Source organism: Pseudoalteromonas sp. JSTW (assembly GCF_013423925.1).
Classification (GTDB): Bacteria; Pseudomonadota; Gammaproteobacteria; order Enterobacterales; family Alteromonadaceae; genus Pseudoalteromonas; species Pseudoalteromonas lipolytica.
On record NZ_CP058972.1, the window covers coordinates 423,498 to 444,899 of the forward strand.

A 21,402-nucleotide genomic window follows, 5' to 3' on the forward strand; every position below is an offset into this window, starting at 1 on the left:
ACCCCTTGTTACATGATTATGTAGAAGCAGATTCATCCGCGAAAATCAGGTGATAATAAGCGCTGGTTAAAACCAGCGCCTTCACGACTTACAGTTCGTAAATAAATGTCACACCGGCCACCATCGGTTCACCCAATTGTGTGTATGTGTGAGTGGTGTAACCATCCAGTGGGTCGTTACCAAACTCAAAACCACGGGTTGGTACATCTTCATCAAATAAGTTTCGTGCCCAGGCATTGATGCTCCAGTTTTCACTTTCATAACCTAACGATGCGTTCACTAAGTTAGAGCTCGGTGCTTTTGAGTTATGGCTATCTGAGAAGTAATAATCATCTTTGCCTTCAACACCAATCGATGCATAAAGTGCAGGGGTAAAGTTATAGCGTGCCGTAAATGCATATTGATACTTCGGTGCTTGTGCTTGGTCGCGGCCATCTTGATCAATTGGCTCTTGCCATAAACTCGGACGAGCAACGTAATCATTTATTTCAGAGTGCAGGTAACCGGCGCTACCAGAGATAAATAAATTATCTGTTAGCTGATAACTACCTTCAATTTCCAGACCATAGTTTTCACCTGAGCCTGCATTATCAAAGAAACCTGTAAAGTTTTGCCCCTCGACTTGCCATGATTTCAACTGCATATCTTCACGGTACATGTAAAATGCTGCCAAGCGCAGGACGAATTTATCGTCAAGTGAGCTGCCTTTTACACCAAACTCACCACTCCAAAGGTATTCAGGGGCGAATGAGGTGTGGTTAGCAAAAAAGTCAGCGTCAAGATTTAAGCCTTCATCTTTCGCTTTTGCTAACGCCTCAGAGTTAATGCCGCCAGCTTTGTAGCCACGAGTAATACTGGTGTAAATCATGGTGCGGTCAATGACTTGATATTCAAGAGCAAGCTTACCACCGATCATTACATCGTCGGTGCTTTCTATGAAACCATTACTATCGGTGTAATCTCCTTGATATTGTTCAATACGTAAGCCTGTAACTAACGTCGTTTTATTATTTATAGGAGTAGATAATTGCCCATATGCAGCAATATTGTTTACATCATAAGTTGAGTTAAATAGTTCGTATTCAGAAAACTTTCTTCGGTGTCTGTTTAGCTCTACGTTGCGGTCTTGATAATAAATTCCAGCGACCCAATCTCCTGCTTTACCATTAAACTGTAGCTCTCCAGATTTATCTTTTCGATCACGATAGTAGGCATCAAAATAGCTATATCCATCAGGGTGTAACCCAGCTGCACACAATTGTGGCTGTGTTTCATCGTTACAAACCCAGTCTTCGTCATAGCTGTATAACAGTTCGCTGTCGATGCCAGATACGTTCAGACTGACATCAAACCAATCAAAACCGGTATAAATATTTGCAAGACCCACCGCAATGCTTTCTTGATTATCTTCACCAGGCTCATCGGCTACACTGTAGCGGCTGTTATCAAGGGTGAAAGCATCATAGCCATTATTAATATCGATATAATGCACACTTAGCTCTGTGCGTAAGTTATTTGTAAGTTGGCTGTGCAGTTTAAAGCGAGAAACAAGTTCATCTTGCTGTTGCGTATCTTTATTTAAATATATATTTTCAACATAGCCATCAGACTCGCGTTGATAAAGACTTGCGCGTACGCTTGTATCGTCAGTAATACCTGTACCTGCTGCAATGCCTGCTTCGTAGCTATTATAATTACCTGCACCGAGTTGCACTTTTACACTCGGATTGAGCGTTGGCGCAGCTGATTCCATTTGAATCATGCCTGCTAAAGCATCTGCACCAAAACGTGTCCCCTGTGGGCCACGGTATATTTCGACTTGGTCTATATCAAATAACAGTGAGCTACCCCCTAGGCCAGAGTAGTTTATGCCGTCAATCACTAAGCCAACAGATGGATTAATGGGATCAACAAATTGTGAGCGTAAACCCACACCACGAATTTGCACAAAACGACCGCGTGATGCACCCGAAGTAAAGTTTACATTGGCTGCACTGGCTAGCATTTCATCTAAAAATTTCGCTCCACGCTGATTAATTTCATGGTCTGAAAAAAGGCTTGCGCTGGCACTTAACGTTTGAATACTTTCTTTTTTGAAATCGCCCGTAACTAAAATAGTTTCAAGCTCTGTGTCTTCAGCGTAAGCAATCGATGAAGCTGCAAATAATGGCAAAATAGCAGCTGATAATAATGATAAACGTCGTTTCATGCGGTTCTTAACTCCATTTTAGGGACTGCTATTCTAGCAAGCCTACTGGCCAAATGAGTATTTATACCTAAAAAAGTGAATCTTTAGCTTGTTTAGGTATTTATGATATAAACGCAGGCAATTATACGTAAATTGATTAGGAATACGACTATGACCTTTAAAGTTGACTTTAAAGTGCGAGACTATGAGTGCGATCTGCAAGGAATTGTTAATAACAGTGTTTACTTTAATTATTTAGAGCATGCCCGCCATGAGTTCCTACATGCTAAAGGGGTCGACTTTGCAAAGCTTGCGCGAGAAAAAATTAACCTGGTGGTGCTTCGCAGTGAAATGGATTACAAAGCATCTTTAGTGCCGGGCGATGAATTTTATGTGGCCGTTGAGCCGCAGAGAGTGAGTCGTTTAAAGTTTGCTTTTAAGCAGACCGTTTACCGTAAACATGATGATAAAGTGATGCTAAGCGCTTTAGTAATAGGCACCTCTGTTAATGAAAAAGGGCGTCCTTTTTTACCAGAAGAAGTCGATAACTTATTTAAATAACACCCGTTGTTCTATTAAGAGCTAGCTTAGAACATTTTTTTACAGATAAAACATGTTTTTTTAACGATCAAAGTCGTTAAATGTTGTTATTATTATCGCATTGAAATTTTGGTCGTAAAAAATATGAAGTTAGTAGCCTTGCCTATTCTTTTTGTACTATTTTGCATGGGCTGCTCATCGACAGGGAAGGTCACCAGTGAGCAATTAAAATATACACAGTGGCAATTATCAAAAGTTAACGGGTTAGCCATTAGCGTATCGCAAAAAGCGTCAATGCGTTTTATTGAAGCGATGCAAGTTAATGGGTTTGCTGGTTGTAACAAGTTTTTTGGTGAAGGTCAGCTTGTTGAAGATACCTTAACAGTGAAAAAGCTAGGTATGACACGTAAATCGTGCGGTGATCAACTTGATGAACTTGAAAAGAAACTGCTGTCGACGCTAAAACAAGGCGCGGTCATTTCGCTAAATGGCGAGCAGCTTACTTTGCAAGGGGCGCACCATTTTACTTTCATTAATACGGCTCCCTAATAAGGCGAATTAGTATTAAAACTAAAGCGCTTGCAGCGAATTTTTAACTAACGTACACTGATTACGTTTTTATAAAACAACGAATTTATACTTGTCGGAGTGCCTTTAATAAGGCTGAGATCGCGAAAGCGGGATCCGTGAACCTGATCAGGCTAACACCTGCGTAGGGAACAAGCTGCCTCATAGGGCGCTTGTGCGCCAAAAAATGGGGCATAAGTTGCTAAGCTTAGGCTGCAATTGTAAGTGAAATAACTTACTAACGATCCAATGGCGTTTGCCACTCTCTATTGCACCTGCAATATCTGACAAGACAATCCTTAAAGCAATGAGGTAAGTCATGTCAAACACTACAACTAAACCGTCTCGCCGCGAAATTCGTGCGGCTGCATCTGATTATATTTATAACTTAACAGGGCAACCTTTCCCTAATTCGCACAAAGTATATGTTGAAGGCACGCAAGAAAACGTGCGTGTCGGAATGCGCGAAATAACCCTCAGTGATACCTTTATAGGTGGAACCGAAGAAAACCCCGTGTTCGAGCCGAATGCGCCAATTCGTGTGTATGATACATCGGGTCCATATACCGATCCTGATTTTAAACTCGACGTGCGCAAAGGGCTAGAAAAGTACCGCGAACAGTGGATAGAAAAACGTGGTGACACGGAAATTCTTGATTCAGTTACCTCGCAGTTTTCGCAGCAACGAATGGCTGACGAAGGTTTAGACCATATTCGCTTTGAGCACCTCCCAAAAATACGCCGTGCGAAAGCAGGTAAAAATGTGACGCAAATGCATTATGCACGCCAAGGCATTGTAACGCCTGAAATGGAATACGTGGCTATTCGTGAAAATATGGGCCGTGCAAAAATTCGTGAAGAGCTCCTTGCTGCACAGCATAAGGGAGAGTCATTCGGAGCCAGTATCCCCGATTTTATAACCCCTGAATTTGTGCGCGATGAAATTGCCCGTGGCAGAGCCGTGTTACCTAACAATATTAACCACCCTGAAACCGAACCAATGATCATTGGCCGTAATTTCCTTGTAAAAGTGAACGCGAATATTGGTAATTCATCGGTCACTTCGTCTATTGAAGAAGAGGTCGAAAAAATGGTTTGGTCGACTCGTTGGGGCGCAGATACGGTGATGGACTTATCAACGGGTCGTTATATTCATGAAACCCGTGAATGGGTCGTACGTAATTCACCCGTGCCAATTGGTACCGTACCAATCTATCAAGCACTTGAAAAAGTAAATGGGGTTGCCGAAGACCTCACTTGGGAGATTTTCCGCGATACTTTGATTGAACAAGCGGAGCAAGGTGTCGACTATTTTACTATCCATGCTGGTGTGTTACTTCGTTATGTGCCAATGACTGCAAAGCGTGTCACGGGTATTGTATCGCGCGGCGGCTCAATCATGGCAAAGTGGTGTTTAGCACATCACAAAGAAAACTTCTTATACACGCACTTTGAAGAAATTTGTGAAATTTTAAAACAATATGATGTGTGTTTTTCATTGGGCGATGGTTTGCGTCCAGGTTCAATTGCCGATGCCAACGACGAAGCACAGTTTAGCGAATTACGTACACTAGGTGAGCTGACTAAGCTTGCATGGAAGCATGATGTACAAGTGTTTATTGAAGGCCCAGGTCATGTGCCAATGCATATGATTAAAGAAAACATGGAAGAGCAACTAAAGCATTGTGAAGAAGCACCTTTTTATACGCTTGGCCCATTAACGACTGATATTGCACCGGGTTACGACCATTTCACCTCGGGTATTGGGGCTGCACAAATTGCGTGGTATGGCTGTGCCATGTTGTGTTATGTCACCCCTAAAGAGCACTTAGGCTTACCGAATAAAGAAGATGTAAAGGAAGGTCTCATCACCTACAAAATTGCCGCACACGCAGCCGATTTAGCCAAAGGTCATCCAGGGGCACAAGAGCGTGATAACGCGTTATCGAAGGCGCGCTTCGAGTTCCGTTGGCACGACCAATTTAACCTAGGTTTAGACCCTGAACGTGCCCGTGAGTATCATGATGAAACTCTGCCACAAGAGTCTGGCAAAATAGCCCATTTTTGCTCTATGTGCGGTCCTAAATTCTGCTCGATGAAAATAACCCAAGAAGTACGTGATTACGCGAAAGATCTAGAAGCGCGAGGTATCGACCCTAACAATGTAGGCGATGCTATCGAAATTAAGATGGTCGATGTTGAAGCAGAGATGAAAGCGAAATCCGACGAGTTCAAAAAAACGGGTTCTGAAATTTATCATAAAGCAATTTAACCAAGGAGCTAGGTGCTAGAAAACGAGGCGCTAGAATGATTATCTCGCGCGAATTATCTAGCACCTAGAACGTTTATGTCTTTAAAAATAGCAATTTTGGGATTTGGTTTAACAGGACGACTTACTGCTTTAGCACTCTCTAAAGTGCATCAAGTCAGCGTGTATGAGCAAGATGATCAACACGCAGCAAACAGTGCCGGAAATGTTGCGGCGGCTATGCTCGCACCGCTGGCTGAGTCGGTATTATGTGAGCAAGATATAGCGCTGCAGGGGCTGGCGAGCATTCAACGCTGGCAGCAGATTATTAGTGAACTGGATGAGTCTGTGTATTTTCAGCAAGCGGGCAGTTTGGTGGTTGCTCATCAGCAAGATAAAGGCGATTTACACAGTTTTATTAGCCGCTTAAAACCATTAGCCGAGCATACAGCTGACACAGTGAGCAGCGCGCAAATAGCAGATCTTGAGCCTGAGCTTGCTGGACGCTTTCACCAAGGGGTGTATTTACCTTGCGAAGGCCAGCTCGATAACCAGGCCTTCTATGCTGCGAGCTATAACCAATTAGTTGCTCGTCAAGTCAGCTTTAATTGGCACTCACACATTACTTTAACAGGTCATAAGGTGAATGGACAAAGTTATGACTTTGTTTTTGATTGTCGGGGATTAGGGGCAAAAACAGCTTTACCTAGCCTTCGTGGTGTGAGGGGGGAAGTGGCACGCTTATATGCACCAGAAGTAAACCTGTCTCGGCCAGTACGCCTTATGCATCCGCGCTACCCCATTTATATTGCACCTAAACTGAATCATCAGTTTGTGATTGGCGCGACTGAAATTGAATCGCACGACACAGGTAAAGTCACCGTGCGCTCAGCACTTGAGTTATTGTCGGCGGCTTATACGGTTCACAGTGGTTTTGCTGAAGCGCGTATTGAAAGTTTGCAATCAGGGCTTCGTCCTGCATTTGCAGATAACCGTCCACAGGTGACCCGAGAAGGGAGAGTTATAAGCCTTAATGGCTTGTATCGTCATGGTTATTTGTTAGCGCCTTATGTTGTCGATGAAGCAATTAGCTTAATGACTTAGGGGGTCATAATGAAAATAGTAATAAATGGCCAATCAGCTGTTGTGGCTGAGCAAATATCGCTTAGCGAGGCGTTGGCAAACTATGGGGCTAGGCCGCCATTTGCTGTGGCTGTAAACGGCGACTTTGTACCACGCAGCCAATGCGAAATAAAAACTCTTAACGAGGGTGACAGCATTGAGCTTTTGTCACCCATTCAAGGAGGTTAGCATGGATAGTTTTACTATTTATGGTGAACAAATACGCAGCCGCTTACTCATTGGTTCTGCATTGTATCCTTCGCCCAGTATAATGACAGAATCAATTGTGGCCTCTGGGGCTGACATTGTTACCGTGTCATTAAGGCGTCAACAAAGTGCGCAAGCCGGCGATGATTTTTGGCAGTTAATAAAAAACACCGGGCTTAAAGTGCTCCCAAATACAGCAGGGTGTCACAGTGTGAAAGAGGCAGTTACTCTGGCTCAAATGTGCCGTGAGGTTTTTGCCACTGATTGGATCAAGCTTGAGCTGATTGGTGATGAATATAATTTGCAGCCCGATCCTTTTGCGTTACTCGAAGCAACAAAAATACTATTAGATGAGGGCTTTAAAGTACTGCCTTACTGCACCGATGACTTAGTGTTATGCCAGCGTCTTGCTGATTTAGGCTGTGAAGTGCTGATGCCTTGGGGTGCGCCTATTGGAACAGGTAAAGGGTTACTGAACCCCTATAACCTAAGAATGATCCGAGAGCGTTTACCTAGTCATACCTTAATCGTTGATGCTGGATTAGGGTTACCTTCGCATGCCTGCCAAGCCCTTGAATTAGGGTATGATGCGGTATTATTAAATTCGGCAATCGCTGGAGCTGGGTGCCCAGTTACAATGAGCCATGCATTTCGCAGTGCCGTTGAGGCAGGCAGATACAGCTATTTAGCCAAAGCGATGCCCGAAAAAGACGTAGCCAGCCCATCAACACCTACTATGGGCATGCCATTTTGGCATCAAAATTAAAGATGAGGAAAACATGAATCAGGTTGTATGGAGCATAGCGGGATCTGATTCCGGCGGCGGGGCTGGAATTCAAGCCGATATTAAAGCGATGCAAAGCTTTTCAGTGCATTGCTGCACCGTGATCACAGCTTTAACAGCACAAAATAGTTTAGGTGTTGAGGCCTTAAATCCCATTTCAACTGAGGTGATTGAATCTCAATTACAAGCTTTAGTAACCGATATGCCCGCCACAGTGATAAAAATCGGCATGTTGGCGAATGTGCAGCAAATTCAGTTAATAAGTGAACATTTAAAACATTATAAAAACACCTGGGAAGTGCCGCCTTTGGTTGTCTATGACCCAGTGGCGATAGCCTCCAGTGGCGATTTACTCACAGAAGAAGATACCGTGAGTGCAATTAAAGAGTGTTTATTACCGTGGGTAGATGTTGTTACACCCAATACCCACGAAACGCAGTTACTGACCGGAGTGTATTTAATTGGCCCAAGTGCAGTAAAAGAAGCTGCGCAAAAGCTGCAAAGTTATGGCGCAAAATCGGTCATCATCAAAGGTGGTCATTGGGACTACCCAAGTGGTTATTGCATCGATTACTGCCTGCAAGATACACACGAGTACTGGCTTGGAAATGAAAAAATTCAAACACCGCATAGCCATGGCACCGGGTGTAGTATGGCCTCAGTGATTGCTGCTTGCCTAGCAAAGCGTTATCCACTGAAAGACGCTTTTATTCTCGCAAAAGCGTATATAAACCAAGGTTTAAAAGCGGCAGTGCGTTACGGTGAAGGAATTGGCCCTGTTGCACATACTCATTTTCCGGTTAATTTAGCAGATTACCCACAAGTGATTGAAGCGGGGAGTTGGCTTGGTGATGAACTCGACTTTGATCACCCTAGCAATTTTACTATGGCGGCTGGTTTTGCTGAGTGTCAGTCTAAAAAGCTCGGCTTATATGCAGTAGTCGACAGTGTTGATTGGTTAGAAAAGTGTTTAGCTGAAGGCGTTAAAACCGTACAGCTACGAATGAAAAATACAGATGATGCAACCCTAGATGAGGCCATTGCCAGTGTTGTTATGCTTGGTCAAAAATACGATGCGCAGGTGTATATTAATGACTATTGGCAACTGGCGATTAAGCACGGTGCTTATGGAGTTCATTTAGGCCAAGAAGACCTACAAACGGCTAATTTAATTGAAATAAAAGAGGCTGGCTTGCGTTTAGGCGTCTCGACCCATGGTTTTTATGAAATGCTGCGCGCCCATAATTATCGCCCGAGCTACATGGCATTTGGTGCAATTTACCCAACCACCACAAAAGACATGACAGGGCAAATTCAAGGCCTAGAAAAGCTTGAAAAATTTGTCCCGTTAATGGCCGACTACCCAACAGTTGCCATTGGTGGCATTGATGTGTCACGTGCAGAGCAAGTGGCAAATACCGGGGTAGGCAGTGTGGCTGTGGTGCGAGCAATTACCGAAGCCGAAGATTACCCCTCAGCGATTGCTAAACTCAAACAATGTGTTGAAGGCGACTCAGAAGCATGAGTGCGTTAAGCGATAAAGAGCGCATACGTTACAGCCGCCATTTAATGCTTAAAGAAGTGGGATTGGAGGGGCAGCAAATATTAAAGACCGCACATATTGCGGTGGTAGGTGCTGGTGGGCTTGGCTCACCTGCGCTACTTTATTTAGCTGCGGCTGGTGTGGGTAAGCTCACGTTGGTTGATAATGACAATGTCGAGCTTTCAAATTTACAGCGACAAATTTTGTATAAAGTTAATCACTTAGGGCAAGCAAAAACACAGGCAGCCTCGAAAGTGTTAGCAAGCTTAAATAACCAAATTAGTATTGAGCCCATTTGCCAAAGACTTGATGAAAAAAACCTTGCAGACGTTTTACAAGGGGCCGACATCGTACTCGATTGCAGTGATAACTTTGCCACTCGTTACTTAATTAATCGCTATTGTTTAGCGCACACAATCCCGCTCATTTCAGCCGCTGCGATTGCCACACAAGGGCAACTAATGTGCTTTGACTTTCGCAATTCCGACAGCCCCTGTTATGGCTGCGTATTCCCGCAAACAGATGATCAACCAGTATTAAATTGTGATAACGCGGGTGTAATAAGCCCATTACTGGGAGTCATGGGCAGTATGCAAAGCTTACTGGCGGTTAATATACTGTTAGGCCATAAAACGGGCAGCGAGTTTATTCAATTTGATGGGCTGACTTTACAGCAGCTACGTTTTACACCTCACAAAGATAGCGAATGCGCAGAATGCAAAAAGCAGGCTTGAAGCCTGCTTTTTAATTTTTGTATAACTAAGATGGTTAGTCTTTGATTGTCGCAAATGGTGTGCCCATGCGAGTGATTGTTTCTGGGTGTTGGTCAGATAAAAACTCAGCTTGGTTTGCACCCCAGGCTAAAATCACGGTAGACCCTAACTTAAAGCGACCCATTTCTTCGCCTTTTTTCAAAGTGATTGCGTTATCACCTTTGGTAGGGTAGTTCCAGCTGAATACATCTTTACCGGCAGGTGGTGTAACGGTACCTGCCCATATGGTTTCGATGCTGGCTACAATCGTTGCACCTACCAGTACCATCGCAAGTGGGCCTATGTCAGTTTCGAAAATTGCAACCACACGTTCATTACGCGCAAATAAGTTAGGGACGTTTTGCGCCGTAAGCGGATTCACTGAGAATAAATCACCTGGTACATAAATCATTTTACTCAGCGTACCATCAATCGGCATGTGAATACGGTGATAGTCTTTCGGTGCTAAATAGATTGTTGCGAACTTACCACCCAAAAATGGCACGGTATCGTCTTCGTTACCACCTAGTAATGCCTGTAAGCTGTAGTCGTGCCCTTTAGCTTGAATTATTTGACCATCTACCACATCACCTAATTGGCTAATCGCACCATCAACTGGGTGAGCAATAATGTCTTTTTCTTCTGCAAGTGGGCGAATACCTTCCTTTAAAGGGCGAGTAAAAAATTCATTAAAGGTTTTGTAATGAGCTGGATCGGGGTATTTAGCCTCACTCATATCAATTTTATATTGTTTGATGAATAGCTTGATTAACGCCGTGGTTAAGCCACCCGCTTTCGCTGCTGCTAACTTGCCGACCATGCGCGAAATGAAATGTTTTGGCATGGCATACTGCATGGCAATTTTGAATTTATCTAAACTCACTTGTTATTTCCTAAATAGTTATACGCGAGGAGCGCGTGCACCCGCACGGCCATCGGCCATAGTTTCTAAAATTCGGTGGTAACTGTCAAAACGAAGTTCTGAAATATCTCCATCATCAACCGCTTGGCGAATGATACAGCCCGGATCATTTAGATGTTTACAGTCACGAAAACGACAGCCGCCAATAAAGTCACGGAACTCTTTAAAGCACCAAGTTACGCGTTCAACATCTAAATGCCATAGGCCAAACTCACGGATCCCTGGTGAATCAATAAGGTTACCGCCAGAGGGTAAGTGATGTAAACGTGATACGGTTGTTGTGTGTTGCCCAAGACCACTATTTTCAGAGACTTCCTGAGTTAAAATAGCGGCGTCGGGTAAAACAGTATTAACTAATGTTGATTTACCCACACCACTTTGACCCACAAAGATGCTGTTTTTATCTATTAACGTTTGTTTAAGCTCATCAATACCTTGGCCCGTTTTATTACTGACGAGTAATACTTGATAGCCCAGTTCACGATAAATATCGAGAATTTCATTAATATAGGCGAGTCCTTCATCGTCAATTAAATCGATTTTGTTGAGCACTAAAATCGGCTCTATGCCCATGTCTTCACAGGCAACTAAATAACGGTCGATAATGTTAGGAGTAAACTCAGGTAATACCGCTGACACCATTAAAATTTGGTCGATATTAGCTGCAACGACTTTCACTCCGTCATAAAAATCTGGACGTGTAAGCTGCGAGCGACGTTCGTGAGTTGCTTCGATGACACCGGCTAAGTCACCCTCACTCACTTTGGCGCGACGAAATATCACTTCATCCCCGCAAACAAGGCTTGATACAGTGCGACGAATGTTACAGCGCAGCACATCACCAGAGTCCGTTTCGATATCTGCATGTTGTCCAAAACGGCTTAATACAACGGCATTTTCAGCAGGGCCTAAATTGTCGTTTTGCCATTGCACGGCTGCGCCCTTGTCTTGCTTTTTATCAGCATTAGACAAACGTTTTTGATGATTGGCCTTAATCCGACGAGACTGGCCTTTACTTAATTTCTTTTGTTTTGCCACTTTTGGCCTATAACTTGATTAAATGTCGGGCTTTTTGAAAAAAAAGCTTTAGGTCGACTGATGATACTAATATGATATATCTAAATGCGTTGGATCTAAAGGAAAGCACCGCTAAGGTAACTATGTCTTTTCATAAATCAAATCTTATCTGGCTCGACCTGGAAATGACTGGCCTCGAACCAGCAACAGATAAAATACTCGAAATTGCCACTGTTGTCACCGACAGTGAGTTAAACATCTTGGCTGAAGGCCCTGTTATTGCTATTCATCAAAGCGATGAATTACTTGATGGCATGGACGAGTGGTGTACGACCCAACATGGTCAATCAGGTTTAACAGCCCGCTGCAAAGCCAGTTCTTTCACTGAGCAAGATGCCATTGAGCAAACATTGGCGTTTTTGAAACAGTGGGTACCTGCTGGCGCATCGCCTATGTGCGGAAATTCAATCGGCCAAGATCGTCGATTCATGAATAAGTACATGCCGGAATTGGAAGACTATTTTCATTATCGCAACCTTGATGTAAGCACTATTAAAGAGCTTGCGCGCCGCTGGAAGCCTGAGGTTCTTGCTCAAGTGAACAAAAAAGGTTCACACCTTGCCCTTGATGATATAAAAGATTCAATTATGGAATTAAAGGTTTACCAAGAAAAATTCTTTAATTTGTAAAAAACATTTGCAAACACATCGGATTATTGTAGAATCTTGCCCCGCTTAAGACGTTAACCCTCGCGGGGTTAGTGTGTCTTTAGCTAAACTTTATAGTTGAAATTTGTGGCACTAGCTCAGTTGCCAGAACGTTTTACCGCAACCTTTAGGTTGTGCAGCAACGGACAAATTACTGACTATTTTGAATTAAATGCGGCACTAGCTCAGTTGGTAGAGCGCAACCTTGCCAAGGTTGAGGTCACGAGTTCGAGCCTCGTGTGCCGCTCCAATTTCTCACCAAAAGAAATTGTTATAAAAAATTCAAATTATACGGCACTAGCTCAGTTGCCAGAACGTTTTACCGCAACCTTTGGTTGTGCATCAACGGACAAATCACTGACTATTTGAATGCGGCACTAGCTCAGTTGGTAGAGCGCAACCTTGCCAAGGTTGAGGTCACGAGTTCGAGCCTCGTGTGCCGCTCCAATTTCTCAGCAAAAGAAATTGTTATAAAAAATTCAAATTATACGGCACTAGCTCAGTTGCCAGAACGTTTTACCACAACCTTTAGGTTGTGCAGCAACGGACAAATTACTGACTATTTGAATGCGGCACTAGCTCAGTTGGTAGAGCGCAACCTTGCCAAGGTTGAGGTCACGAGTTCGAGCCTCGTGTGCCGCTCCAATTTCTCACCAAAAGAAATTGTTATAAAAAATTCAAATTATGCGGCACTAGTTCAGTTGCCAGAACGTTTTACCGCAACCTTTGGTTGTGCATCAACGGACAAATCACTGACTATTTGAATGCGGCACTAGCTCAGTTGGTAGAGCGCAACCTTGCCAAGGTTGAGGTCACGAGTTCGAGCCTCGTGTGCCGCTCCAAATTCTAAATTATTCTTTATAAATAATACCATTCCGCAAAAATACTTAATCATTTTGAGTGATTAAACCAGTCGCTACCTGCGTTAAAAATTTCTGATTTAGAACAACTAAATAACTAAATTTTTGCCTTGTTATCAACGCGGTTTTATTGCCTCAAAATAGACCACTTAATTAAGCGTAATGGTATAACTCCCATTTAAAAACATTTCAGCTACGTCACGCCTGTTTATTTATTTGTTTTATAGTTGACCTTGGATTGTGGCAACAATGCGTCTTGAACCGCCTTGGTCGCGATGCTCACCTAAATAAATACCTTGCCAAGTACCGAGTTGAAGGCGTCCTTGATGGATTGGAATTGTCAGTTCGCAGCCTAATGTACTGCTTTTTATGTGTGCAGGCATGTCATCGTCACCTTCATAATCGTGGCGATAATAACTCTGCCTTTCTGGGACAAAGTGGTTGAAGTGGCTTTCCATGTCCATACGCACTGTCGGATCTGCATTCTCGTTAATAGTTAAACTGGCAGAAGTGTGCTGAATAAACAAATGCAATAAACCGACTTTGTACTGGCTGATTTCAGGTAGTTGACGAAGTAACTCGTCATCAATGATGTGAAAGCCTCGTGTGCGAGGCTTTAGCTGAATGGTTTTTTGTTGCCAACTCATAGCTTATCAAAACTAACTTCTATATTGGCATTCCCGTCCTCTGAGGTGAACGGAATGAGTACTTTAGCACCTTCACACTTATGTGTAATGGTGTGTCCTTTACCTGATACAACAATCGGTGTTGCCATATCAAATTCATAGCCCTTTTCGCCCAGAAGGTTTTTAGCGCCCCCGGTGACCATGTTGGTTATTTCGCCTACCATATCAGTCACTTCTTCGTTAACTGAATCTGGTCGCTCTCCCAGCATTCTTTCCATAATAGTTAAGGCCAAACTTTCATCAAAGGTGATTGAAAGTGAACCTTTAGTTTGTGGGCCAACCATACCGATTAAACCAGAGACATCACCGCGCGCAATCTCATCTTTTTTGAGGCTAGGTTTACCGGGTTTTAATTCTGTTTGAGCCATGGTGCTCAATACATTGAGTAAAGACGATAAAAAAGGGTTGATGAACTCCACATTCATTGTTTATTTTCCCTTAGGTTATTGCAGCGAGGCTGCTGTTCTAACTTTAATTGTAGTGGCTGTATAAAACAGTGCACTTAATCTTTGCAATTTTCACATTTTCCGTGTGCTTCAATTGTTTGTCCTGAGACAATAAAGCCGCTTTCAGCTGCTAAGTTATTAAGCTCGTGCGAAATAACAGTAGAATGCAGCTCTTTTACATAACCGCAGCTATCACAAATTAATAATTGTACTGGATGAATGTGATCAAAATGATGGCACAACATAAATGAGTTTGTGCTTTCTATTTTGTGAATAAAGCCCAGTTCCGACAAAAAGTCTAAGGCGCGATAAATTGTTGCTGGTTTTGCTCCTGACTCAGTTAATTTGAGTTGTTCTAATAAGTCATAAGCACCAACACCACCTTGCGCGCTCGCTAGCAGGCGGAATACTTTTTCACGGATAGGTGTAAAACGTGCACCACGATTATCACATACTTGTTTTGCTTTACTGACGAGTGATTCTGTATTCATCTTCTCTTATCCTTACGCTACCGTGATATACTATCATACTGTATTGTAGTTGCAGCGTTTTTATTCGCTAGCAGGTTTTCTTGGGAGTTTTCGGTATGAGTGAATTGCTTGCAGCGTTCATTTTCTTTTTTGCTGTCATTGATCCAATTGGTACTGTGCCAGTCTTTATCGCGGTTACACGAGGCGAAGACGCTAAGTTTAAACGTAAAGTAGCATTAAAAGCGGTGGGTGTGTCGGCACTGGTTTTATTGTTTTTTGTACTCGCGGGTGAACTACTTTTAAACGCAATTAAGATTCCTTTGTCTGCTTTTCAAATTGCCGGCGGAATTGTGTTACTGATATTTGCCTTGTCGATGATTTTTGGTGAAAGTAAGCCTGAAAGTGAAATAAAAAGTGTCCGCAATAGTACCGAAACGGCTATTTTTCCACTCGCTATTCCGTCAATAGCAAGCCCCGGAGCAATGCTTGCTGCAGTGCTTATGACCCGAAACAATGAATACACATGGCTGGAGCAGTTAATCACGTCATCAGTGATGTTATCGGTGTTGATTATAGTGCTGGTATTACTGTTACTTGCAACGCATGTACATAAACTCATCGGTGATAGTGGTGCGAGCATCATAAGCCGTGTGATGGGATTAATTTTATCTTCGGTTGCGGTAACAAATATTCTGGGTGGCATTGCTCATTATTTTGGCTTAACGGTTGCGGTATAGTAAAAATTAAAGCGCATTTTCAGTCATTTAAACTTTGAATTATTGCCTTCTATTATCTAACTTAAAAGGAGGCAATATAATTTAAGGAACAAAGAATGCGACTCAAACATGTTGTTTTATCTGTTTTTCTGCTTTTTAGTTTAGCTGCTTGCATGGAGCCGACCTATGATAGTGGCAAATTAAAAGTGATCGAAGTGACAGATCATGACTTTAAAATCAATGATGAAAGTGCAGTAACCTTGATCATCGGTCATGCCAATGTAGCTGAATATAGCTTTTCACTTCGCAAGAGCGATCTTAAAAAAGGTACTCTGTTGCAGTCGGTGTCTGACAGTAACCCGAATGTGCGCGCTGATGGTACATTCTTCAGTGAATATTATGTGCAATCAAAAGATCATGACACGCACGCATCAATTGAAATTGTAGAAATCGATCCTGTTGAGAAAGTGGCACGCATTGCTGTGGGTGCTAAGCTCGTTAATCTAAAAAATGAAGATTATAAAGAACTCGAAATTACACTATTTGAACTTACCGGCCAAAATTTAGAAAATCTCTTAAATAAAGTAGAGATTTAGTCATTACTTTATTTCCTCCCAGATGAAGTGTGTTAGTTACACACTTCTTCATTATCTGATCTACGATTAAGTCATGCCGTCAGCTTTGTTAAGTGGTATAATCACGCAAACTTTATTTTTATTGTGATGGCTAATTATCTTAGCCGTTACTGCTTTAATAAGCGTTAATGTATTAGGTAATCAAGTTGCAAGTGAACGCATTGATATTTAAAGGGGCCATACTATGAGCACGACGACATTAAATCGCCGTTTGTCGGTGGCACCCATGCTTGATTGGACTGATCGTCATTGTCGAACATTCCATCGTAAAATGACAAAACATGCTGTGCTTTACACCGAAATGGTGACAACAGGTGCTATTTTATTTGGTAAGGGTGATTACTTACACTTTAATCAACATGAAGGTCCTGTTGCGTTGCAGCTGGGTGGGTCTGACCCTGACGCACTTGCTAAATGTGCTAAGTTAGCGGCAGAGCGCGGTTATGACGAGGTTAACCTTAATGTAGGATGCCCATCTGATCGCGTGCAAAACGGTCGTTTTGGTGCGTGTTTAATGGCTGAGCCAAAGCTTGTTGCTGAGTGTGTCGCGGCGATGAAGGCTGAAGTATCGATTCCAGTGACCGTTAAAACACGGATCGGAATTGACGAGCAAGATTCGTATGAGTTTTTATGTGCTCTGATTGAAGCAAGCCACGATGTAGGCTGTGATGACTTTATTATTCATGCCCGTAAGGCATGGCTAAATGGGTTAAGCCCGAAAGAAAACCGTGAAATTCCGCCGCTTGATTATCCGCGAGTTTATCAACTCAAAAAAGACTATCCGCAACTGCACTTGAGTCTAAATGGTGGCGTGAAAACGATTGCTGATACAATTACGCACCTTGATTATGTTGATGGCATTATGATTGGTCGTGAGGCATACAGTAATCCATTCATATTAAGTGAAGTTGACGAAAAAATTTACGGTGATACCCCGTTTACTCTTAATCGTCATCAGGTTGTGCGAGCTATGTATGATTACATTGAAGATGAGATGAGCCAAGGCGCGAATTTTTGGCATATTGCTCGCCATATGTTGGGTATTTTCCAAGGCCAGCCGGGCGCGCGAGGCTTTAGACGCCACCTTTCAGAAAATGGTCATGGCAAAACGGCCGATTTAAGTGTTATGGATAAAGCATTGAGCTTTGTACCAGAAATTTAATGTTCAAATTGGAACAGAAAAAAAGCCACTATTTTGTGGCTTTTTTTGATCCTAAAATTTGGTTTAAAAGTTAGTTTTTTAGTCAAATTAGTTATTTTCCATTCAGCTTAAAGTCAGTGTTTAGTTACGTGAAAACTAATTAACCTTATGTATTTTAATGGTTATTTTAAAATTTTTTGTAGTTGGCATAAGAATTGGAATCTCCTCGGTGTATTAACCCAATTATCAACAGGAGAATCACATGGGTGTATTAAATCGCGTAAACGACATTATTCAGGCTAATTTATCTGCTGCACTCGATAAAGCAGAAGATCCTGAAAAGCTGCTTAATTTACTCGTGCAAGAAATGCAGGATGCACTTAATGAGTGTCGTGCAACTGCTGCAACATTCTTAACTCAAGAAAAGCAAATAAAGCGTGAAATTGCAGCAAAACAAGCAAAGCAAGCTGATTGGCAAGCGAAAGCTGAAAAAGCACTTAGTAAAGACAGAGATGATCTTGCTAAAGCAGCATTAATTGAAAAACAGCGTTTAAACGCAGAGATTGAAGCGCAGCAACGTGAAATGGATAAAGTGGCTGACTCATTAGCGAAGTTAACAGACGACTGTCAGCGTTTGCAAAATAAGCTTGCAGATGCCAAAGCAAAGCAACTGACTTACATGCAAAAAGAGCGCGTGGTTACGGCACGCTTAAAAGTCAAAGAGCAGCTTCATAGTAACAAAGTTGCGGATGCGTTAGCGCGATTTGATTATTTAGAGCAGCGCGTTGAAAACATCGAGTCGCAAGTTGAAGCCTATGAGCTTACACACAGTGATGCTGCAAATTCGACAGCGGCGCAAATTGCTGCGTTAGAAAAAAATGATGCTATAGACAAAGAGCTGGCCGATTTAAAAGCCACAATGAAACAGTCGGCTTAGGAGGAAAACGATGAATACTTATCATACATCATCACGTTGGTTTAGAGATTTAACTAATAAGAAAATCTCTGGAGTGTGCAGCGGTTTAGCTGCTCGATTGGGCTTCCCTGTATGGTCAACGCGTTTGCTCATGATCATACTGTTTTTACATATGCCCTTCATTGTTGGGGTGGGTTACCTTGTTGCACATTGTAGCTTGCCAGTAAAAGGTTATTAGGAGCTGGTCATGAAAACGTTAGCTATTATTGTCTTAGCAATTTTACTACTGTGCACAGATACATTTGCATTTGTATCCTTTGATTCATGGCAGCTGCCTTTATCAATAGCCGATATGAGCTGGGCTGGGCTTGAGGTGGTTGGTGCACTTGTCGCTGTTATTGCTCTAGTTGCTGGGGTTGCTTTATTTACCATAGGCTTAATTGGTGCAGGTGTGGTTGCTTTAGTCGGGGTAGTGCTTGCGTTTTTATTTGGTTCTGTGGTGATTGCATGGCCCTTGTTATTAATTGCAGCTTTGTGTTGGCTGATTGCTGATAACAAGAAATCACCAGCTTAAGGTACGAATAAACTGCCTTAATAAATAAAGTATGCTAAATTTAGCGGGTAAGTTGATGTCTTAACAAGGATTAAAACATAATGAAACTGTTGCCCGCATTCTCTTTTCTTATCACAAGTTTATTTTATAGTACTTTTTCATCTGCCCACAGCGGTCATGACCATAACGATGTTGCAGAAGTAACCGTGAGCAATGCCCAAGTTCGCGAATTTTTACCTGCCAGTAAGGCCAGTGTCGCTTATTTTACGATTACCAATCCGAGTCAGCAGGCTACAACATTAACAAAGGCAACACTGGATGGTTTAGGGCGCGTTGAAATTCATCAACATACCCATGTTGATGGCATGATGAAAATGGAACAGGTTATTTCGTTAGAGATAGATGCTCACAGCAGCATTGAATTCAAACCCGGTGGTTATCATTTGATGGTGTTTGACCCTGAAGATGAGTTAAAAGCAGGGCAAGAACGAAAACTCACGCTATATTTTAAAGATGGCAACCGAGTATTTACTCAAGCCAAAGTTGTCTCTTTACATGATATGTCTAAAGAGGCATCACAAAAAAGTAAAGAGCACTCACATCACTAGGAGGTACCATGTCTGAGCATAAAGGAAAAATAGCCAGTGCATTACTTATTATCTTAATTATTTTTTACGCGGTTTCGGTTTACTGGAGTAGTGAACCTGACCGTATGGATGTTGTAGGTAAGGCAAAGCAAGAAGCACAAATGCGTGGCGAAAAGTTTGTCACGGGGTACACCACTACGACAACGTTAATTAATGTAGCTAGTACATTATTGAATAAGCCCGGTGGTTACTTGTCTAACGATATTATGCCACCCAGTGTCATGATGGATAATATGCCTGCATGGGAATATGGGGCGCTTGAAATGACGCGTGACCTTGTATTATCAATGCGTAAGGACTTTAGTCGTTCTCAGTCTCAATCAACAGAGCATGAAGCACTTAAAAAAGCGCAGCCGCAGTTTAACATCAGCTCCGAAGCATGGGCGTGGCCAAGCGCTGAAGCTGAATATCAAAAAGGCATTGATTTACTTGTTGTTTATCGTAGCCAAATTGCCGACCAAAATGACAGAGACAGCCAATTTTATGCACGCGCTGATAATTTACGTGGTTGGCTAAAAGAAGCCGAAAAGCGCTTAGGCAGTTTAAGTCAGCGTTTAAGTGCAAGTGTTGGTCAAGAACGCCTAAACACTGACTTGGCCGGTGATACGGCTGCCCACCAAGCAACTTATGCACCATTGCAAAACCAAGTGAAAACGTCGTGGTGGGAAATTGATGATGTATTTTACGAATCACGGGGAGCCACGTGGGCGCTGTTACACTTTTTACAGGCTGTTGAATACGATTTCGCAGATGTCTTAGAAAAGAAAAATGCCCGTGTTAGCCTACAACAAATTATTCGTGAATTAGAAGCCACACAAGAAACGGTGTGGAGCCCAATGATTTTAAATGGCAGTGGTTTTGGTTTTGTTGCCAATCATTCACTGGTAATGGCAAATTATATTTCTCGAGCCAATGCGGCTCTAATTGAACTTAGCGAACTTTTAGCGCAAGGATAAAATGATGAAAAAGTACTGTTTAGCGGCCGCGCTTTCGATGGCCTGTTTAGCTCCTACAGCTCAAGCTGACACTCTATTAGGTTTATACCTTGGGGTCGATGGCTGGCAATCAGATAATAGCGGTAGCTTTGCTCAAGACGGTAATTTACAAAGTTTTAATTTTGAAGATGAGACTTTCACAAGCTACTATGCAGCACTAGAGCACCCAGTGCCTTTAGTACCTAACATTAAATTAAAATACACCGAGCTTGAGCTGAATGGCTCAACAATATTGGATGATGACCGTTCATTTAGTTTTGGTGGTTCAGATTATGTTGTTGGTACACAAGTAGGCACTGTCAGTGACCTTTCTCACGTTGATTACATTCTTTACTACGAAATTTTCGATAATGATTTAGTGTCGATTGATTTAGGTGTGAACGCCAAGCAATTTGACGGTGATATTGTTGTGACAGGCACCTCGCAAGACGGTGGCCCAAACACAACAGAACGTGTTGATTTCTCTGGTTTTGTTCCTCTTGTATACGGCCGCGCAGAAGTGGGTTTACCGTTTACAGGTTTAAGTGTTTTCTTTGAAGGCAGCTTATTAGCGATTGATGACAGCAAAGTACAAGACTACCAAGCCGGTATTGCGTATGCGTTGCTTGATAATCTTGCTATCGATTTAGATGTTAAAGCGGGCTACCGTTCAATGACATTAGAATTGGATGATATTGATGATATCTATACGGATTTAGATGCGTCAGGCCCATTTGCGGGTATCCAAATTCACTTTTAAT

General features: G+C 42.5%; 24 protein-coding genes, 4 tRNA genes and 1 riboswitch. Of the genes, 22 read left to right on the forward strand and 6 right to left on the reverse strand.

Annotation, left to right across the window (positions count from 1 at the left end):
• Positions 1 to 88: 88 nt before the first annotated feature.
• Entirely contained in the window at positions 89 to 2,209 is a 2,121-nt protein-coding gene (locus GZH31_RS02000; protein WP_075594333.1) for a TonB-dependent receptor, read from the reverse strand.
• A gap of 150 nt (positions 2,210 to 2,359) precedes the next feature.
• Between GZH31_RS02000 and GZH31_RS02005 the strand changes: the two genes are divergently transcribed.
• The 8 genes from GZH31_RS02005 (at position 2,360) to GZH31_RS02040 (ending at position 9,933) form a co-directional block, all read left to right on the forward strand.
• Positions 2,360 to 2,749 (forward strand): thioesterase family protein, encoded by a 390-nt coding sequence (locus tag GZH31_RS02005; RefSeq protein WP_036971432.1) that lies wholly within the window; start codon positions 2,360 to 2,362, stop codon positions 2,747 to 2,749.
• A gap of 123 nt (positions 2,750 to 2,872) precedes the next feature.
• The gene (locus GZH31_RS02010; RefSeq protein ID WP_075594334.1) at positions 2,873 to 3,277 is read left to right on the forward strand and encodes an META domain-containing protein; all 405 of its coding nucleotides are present in this window, start codon (positions 2,873 to 2,875) and stop codon (positions 3,275 to 3,277) included.
• Positions 3,278 to 3,362: 85 nt separating this feature from the next.
• A riboswitch (TPP riboswitch) is annotated at positions 3,363 to 3,464 on the forward strand.
• Positions 3,465 to 3,614: 150 nt separating this feature from the next.
• Positions 3,615 to 5,567 (forward strand): phosphomethylpyrimidine synthase ThiC, encoded by a 1,953-nt coding sequence (gene thiC, locus GZH31_RS02015; protein WP_036971427.1) that lies wholly within the window; start codon positions 3,615 to 3,617, stop codon positions 5,565 to 5,567.
• 75 nt (positions 5,568 to 5,642) lie between these two features.
• Positions 5,643 to 6,647 (forward strand): FAD-dependent oxidoreductase, encoded by a 1,005-nt coding sequence (locus GZH31_RS02020; RefSeq protein ID WP_180311337.1) that lies wholly within the window; start codon positions 5,643 to 5,645, stop codon positions 6,645 to 6,647.
• A gap of 9 nt (positions 6,648 to 6,656) precedes the next feature.
• Positions 6,657 to 6,854 carry a sulfur carrier protein ThiS gene (gene thiS, locus GZH31_RS02025; protein ID WP_036971421.1) on the forward strand — a complete coding sequence of 66 codons (198 nt, stop codon included), beginning with the start codon at positions 6,657 to 6,659 and terminating at the stop codon, positions 6,852 to 6,854.
• 1 nt (position 6,855) lies between these two features.
• Entirely contained in the window at positions 6,856 to 7,638 is a 783-nt protein-coding gene (locus tag GZH31_RS02030) for a thiazole synthase (RefSeq protein WP_075594336.1), read from the forward strand.
• 13 nt (positions 7,639 to 7,651) lie between these two features.
• Positions 7,652 to 9,181: a thiamine phosphate synthase gene (gene thiE / locus GZH31_RS02035; RefSeq protein ID WP_036971415.1), complete on the forward strand. Its 1,530-nt coding sequence runs from the start codon at positions 7,652 to 7,654 to the stop codon at positions 9,179 to 9,181.
• Entirely contained in the window at positions 9,178 to 9,933 is a 756-nt protein-coding gene (locus GZH31_RS02040) for a HesA/MoeB/ThiF family protein (RefSeq protein WP_036971412.1), read from the forward strand. Before thiE ends, GZH31_RS02040 begins: the two co-directional genes overlap by 4 nt.
• A gap of 34 nt (positions 9,934 to 9,967) precedes the next feature.
• Here GZH31_RS02040 and asd read toward each other — a convergent pair whose 3' ends face one another.
• Together asd and rsgA are read right to left on the reverse strand one after the other, a co-directional pair.
• A complete protein-coding gene (gene asd / locus GZH31_RS02045; RefSeq protein WP_036971409.1) occupies positions 9,968 to 10,834 on the reverse strand; it encodes an archaetidylserine decarboxylase in 867 nt (288 codons plus the stop codon).
• Positions 10,835 to 10,852: 18 nt separating this feature from the next.
• Entirely contained in the window at positions 10,853 to 11,911 is a 1,059-nt protein-coding gene (rsgA, locus tag GZH31_RS02050) for a small ribosomal subunit biogenesis GTPase RsgA (RefSeq protein ID WP_036971407.1), read from the reverse strand.
• 122 nt (positions 11,912 to 12,033) lie between these two features.
• On the opposite strand from rsgA, the gene orn reads away from it, so the two are divergent.
• From orn to GZH31_RS02075, 5 genes are all read left to right on the forward strand, one after another.
• Positions 12,034 to 12,579 (forward strand): oligoribonuclease, encoded by a 546-nt coding sequence (orn, locus tag GZH31_RS02055; protein WP_036971404.1) that lies wholly within the window; start codon positions 12,034 to 12,036, stop codon positions 12,577 to 12,579.
• 192 nt (positions 12,580 to 12,771) lie between these two features.
• A tRNA-Gly gene (locus tag GZH31_RS02060) sits at positions 12,772 to 12,847 on the forward strand.
• 121 nt (positions 12,848 to 12,968) lie between these two features.
• Positions 12,969 to 13,044, forward strand: a tRNA-Gly gene (locus GZH31_RS02065).
• 122 nt (positions 13,045 to 13,166) lie between these two features.
• Positions 13,167 to 13,242: transfer RNA gene (locus GZH31_RS02070), tRNA-Gly, on the forward strand.
• Between the two features lie 121 nt (positions 13,243 to 13,363).
• Positions 13,364 to 13,439, forward strand: a tRNA-Gly gene (locus tag GZH31_RS02075).
• A 239-nt stretch (positions 13,440 to 13,678) separates the two neighbouring features.
• On the opposite strand, the gene GZH31_RS02080 is transcribed toward GZH31_RS02075, so the two are convergent.
• The 3 genes from GZH31_RS02080 to GZH31_RS02090 all read right to left on the reverse strand — a co-directional run bounded on the left by GZH31_RS02080 (position 13,679) and on the right by GZH31_RS02090 (position 15,080).
• Entirely contained in the window at positions 13,679 to 14,104 is a 426-nt protein-coding gene (locus GZH31_RS02080; protein WP_036971402.1) for a secondary thiamine-phosphate synthase enzyme YjbQ, read from the reverse strand.
• Entirely contained in the window at positions 14,101 to 14,568 is a 468-nt protein-coding gene (locus tag GZH31_RS02085; protein ID WP_065978232.1) for a chemotaxis protein CheX, read from the reverse strand. Before GZH31_RS02085 ends, GZH31_RS02080 begins: the two co-directional genes overlap by 4 nt.
• A 77-nt stretch (positions 14,569 to 14,645) precedes the next feature.
• Positions 14,646 to 15,080 carry a transcriptional repressor gene (locus GZH31_RS02090; protein ID WP_036971396.1) on the reverse strand — a complete coding sequence of 145 codons (435 nt, stop codon included), beginning with the start codon at positions 15,078 to 15,080 and terminating at the stop codon, positions 14,646 to 14,648.
• 95 nt (positions 15,081 to 15,175) lie between these two features.
• Here GZH31_RS02090 and GZH31_RS02095 point away from each other — a divergent pair, with 95 nt between their 5' ends.
• The 9 genes from GZH31_RS02095 to GZH31_RS02135 all read left to right on the forward strand — a co-directional run bounded on the left by GZH31_RS02095 (position 15,176) and on the right by GZH31_RS02135 (position 21,401).
• The gene (locus tag GZH31_RS02095; RefSeq protein WP_036971394.1) at positions 15,176 to 15,796 is read left to right on the forward strand and encodes a MarC family protein; all 621 of its coding nucleotides are present in this window, start codon (positions 15,176 to 15,178) and stop codon (positions 15,794 to 15,796) included.
• Between the two features lie 95 nt (positions 15,797 to 15,891).
• On the forward strand, positions 15,892 to 16,371 hold the full coding sequence (locus GZH31_RS02100) for a hypothetical protein (RefSeq protein WP_075594342.1): 480 nt from the start codon (positions 15,892 to 15,894) through the stop codon (positions 16,369 to 16,371).
• A 223-nt stretch (positions 16,372 to 16,594) separates the two neighbouring features.
• Positions 16,595 to 17,572, forward strand: coding sequence for a tRNA dihydrouridine(20/20a) synthase DusA (dusA, locus tag GZH31_RS02105; protein ID WP_180311338.1), 978 nt, complete (start codon positions 16,595 to 16,597; stop codon positions 17,570 to 17,572).
• Between the two features lie 241 nt (positions 17,573 to 17,813).
• Positions 17,814 to 18,488, forward strand: a complete 675-nt coding sequence (locus tag GZH31_RS02110) for a PspA/IM30 family protein (RefSeq protein WP_036971361.1) — start codon at positions 17,814 to 17,816, stop codon at positions 18,486 to 18,488.
• A gap of 10 nt (positions 18,489 to 18,498) precedes the next feature.
• Positions 18,499 to 18,705, forward strand: a complete 207-nt coding sequence (locus tag GZH31_RS02115; RefSeq protein ID WP_036971358.1) for a PspC domain-containing protein — start codon at positions 18,499 to 18,501, stop codon at positions 18,703 to 18,705.
• 9 nt (positions 18,706 to 18,714) lie between these two features.
• Positions 18,715 to 19,041 carry a hypothetical protein gene (locus GZH31_RS02120; RefSeq protein ID WP_036971355.1) on the forward strand — a complete coding sequence of 109 codons (327 nt, stop codon included), beginning with the start codon at positions 18,715 to 18,717 and terminating at the stop codon, positions 19,039 to 19,041.
• 80 nt (positions 19,042 to 19,121) lie between these two features.
• Entirely contained in the window at positions 19,122 to 19,628 is a 507-nt protein-coding gene (locus tag GZH31_RS02125) for a copper chaperone PCu(A)C (RefSeq protein WP_075594344.1), read from the forward strand.
• 8 nt (positions 19,629 to 19,636) lie between these two features.
• Positions 19,637 to 20,623, forward strand: a complete 987-nt coding sequence (locus tag GZH31_RS02130; RefSeq protein ID WP_065978189.1) for a DUF2333 family protein — start codon at positions 19,637 to 19,639, stop codon at positions 20,621 to 20,623.
• 4 nt (positions 20,624 to 20,627) lie between these two features.
• Entirely contained in the window at positions 20,628 to 21,401 is a 774-nt protein-coding gene (locus tag GZH31_RS02135; RefSeq protein ID WP_036971345.1) for a TIGR04219 family outer membrane beta-barrel protein, read from the forward strand.
• Position 21,402 lies beyond the last annotated feature (1 nt).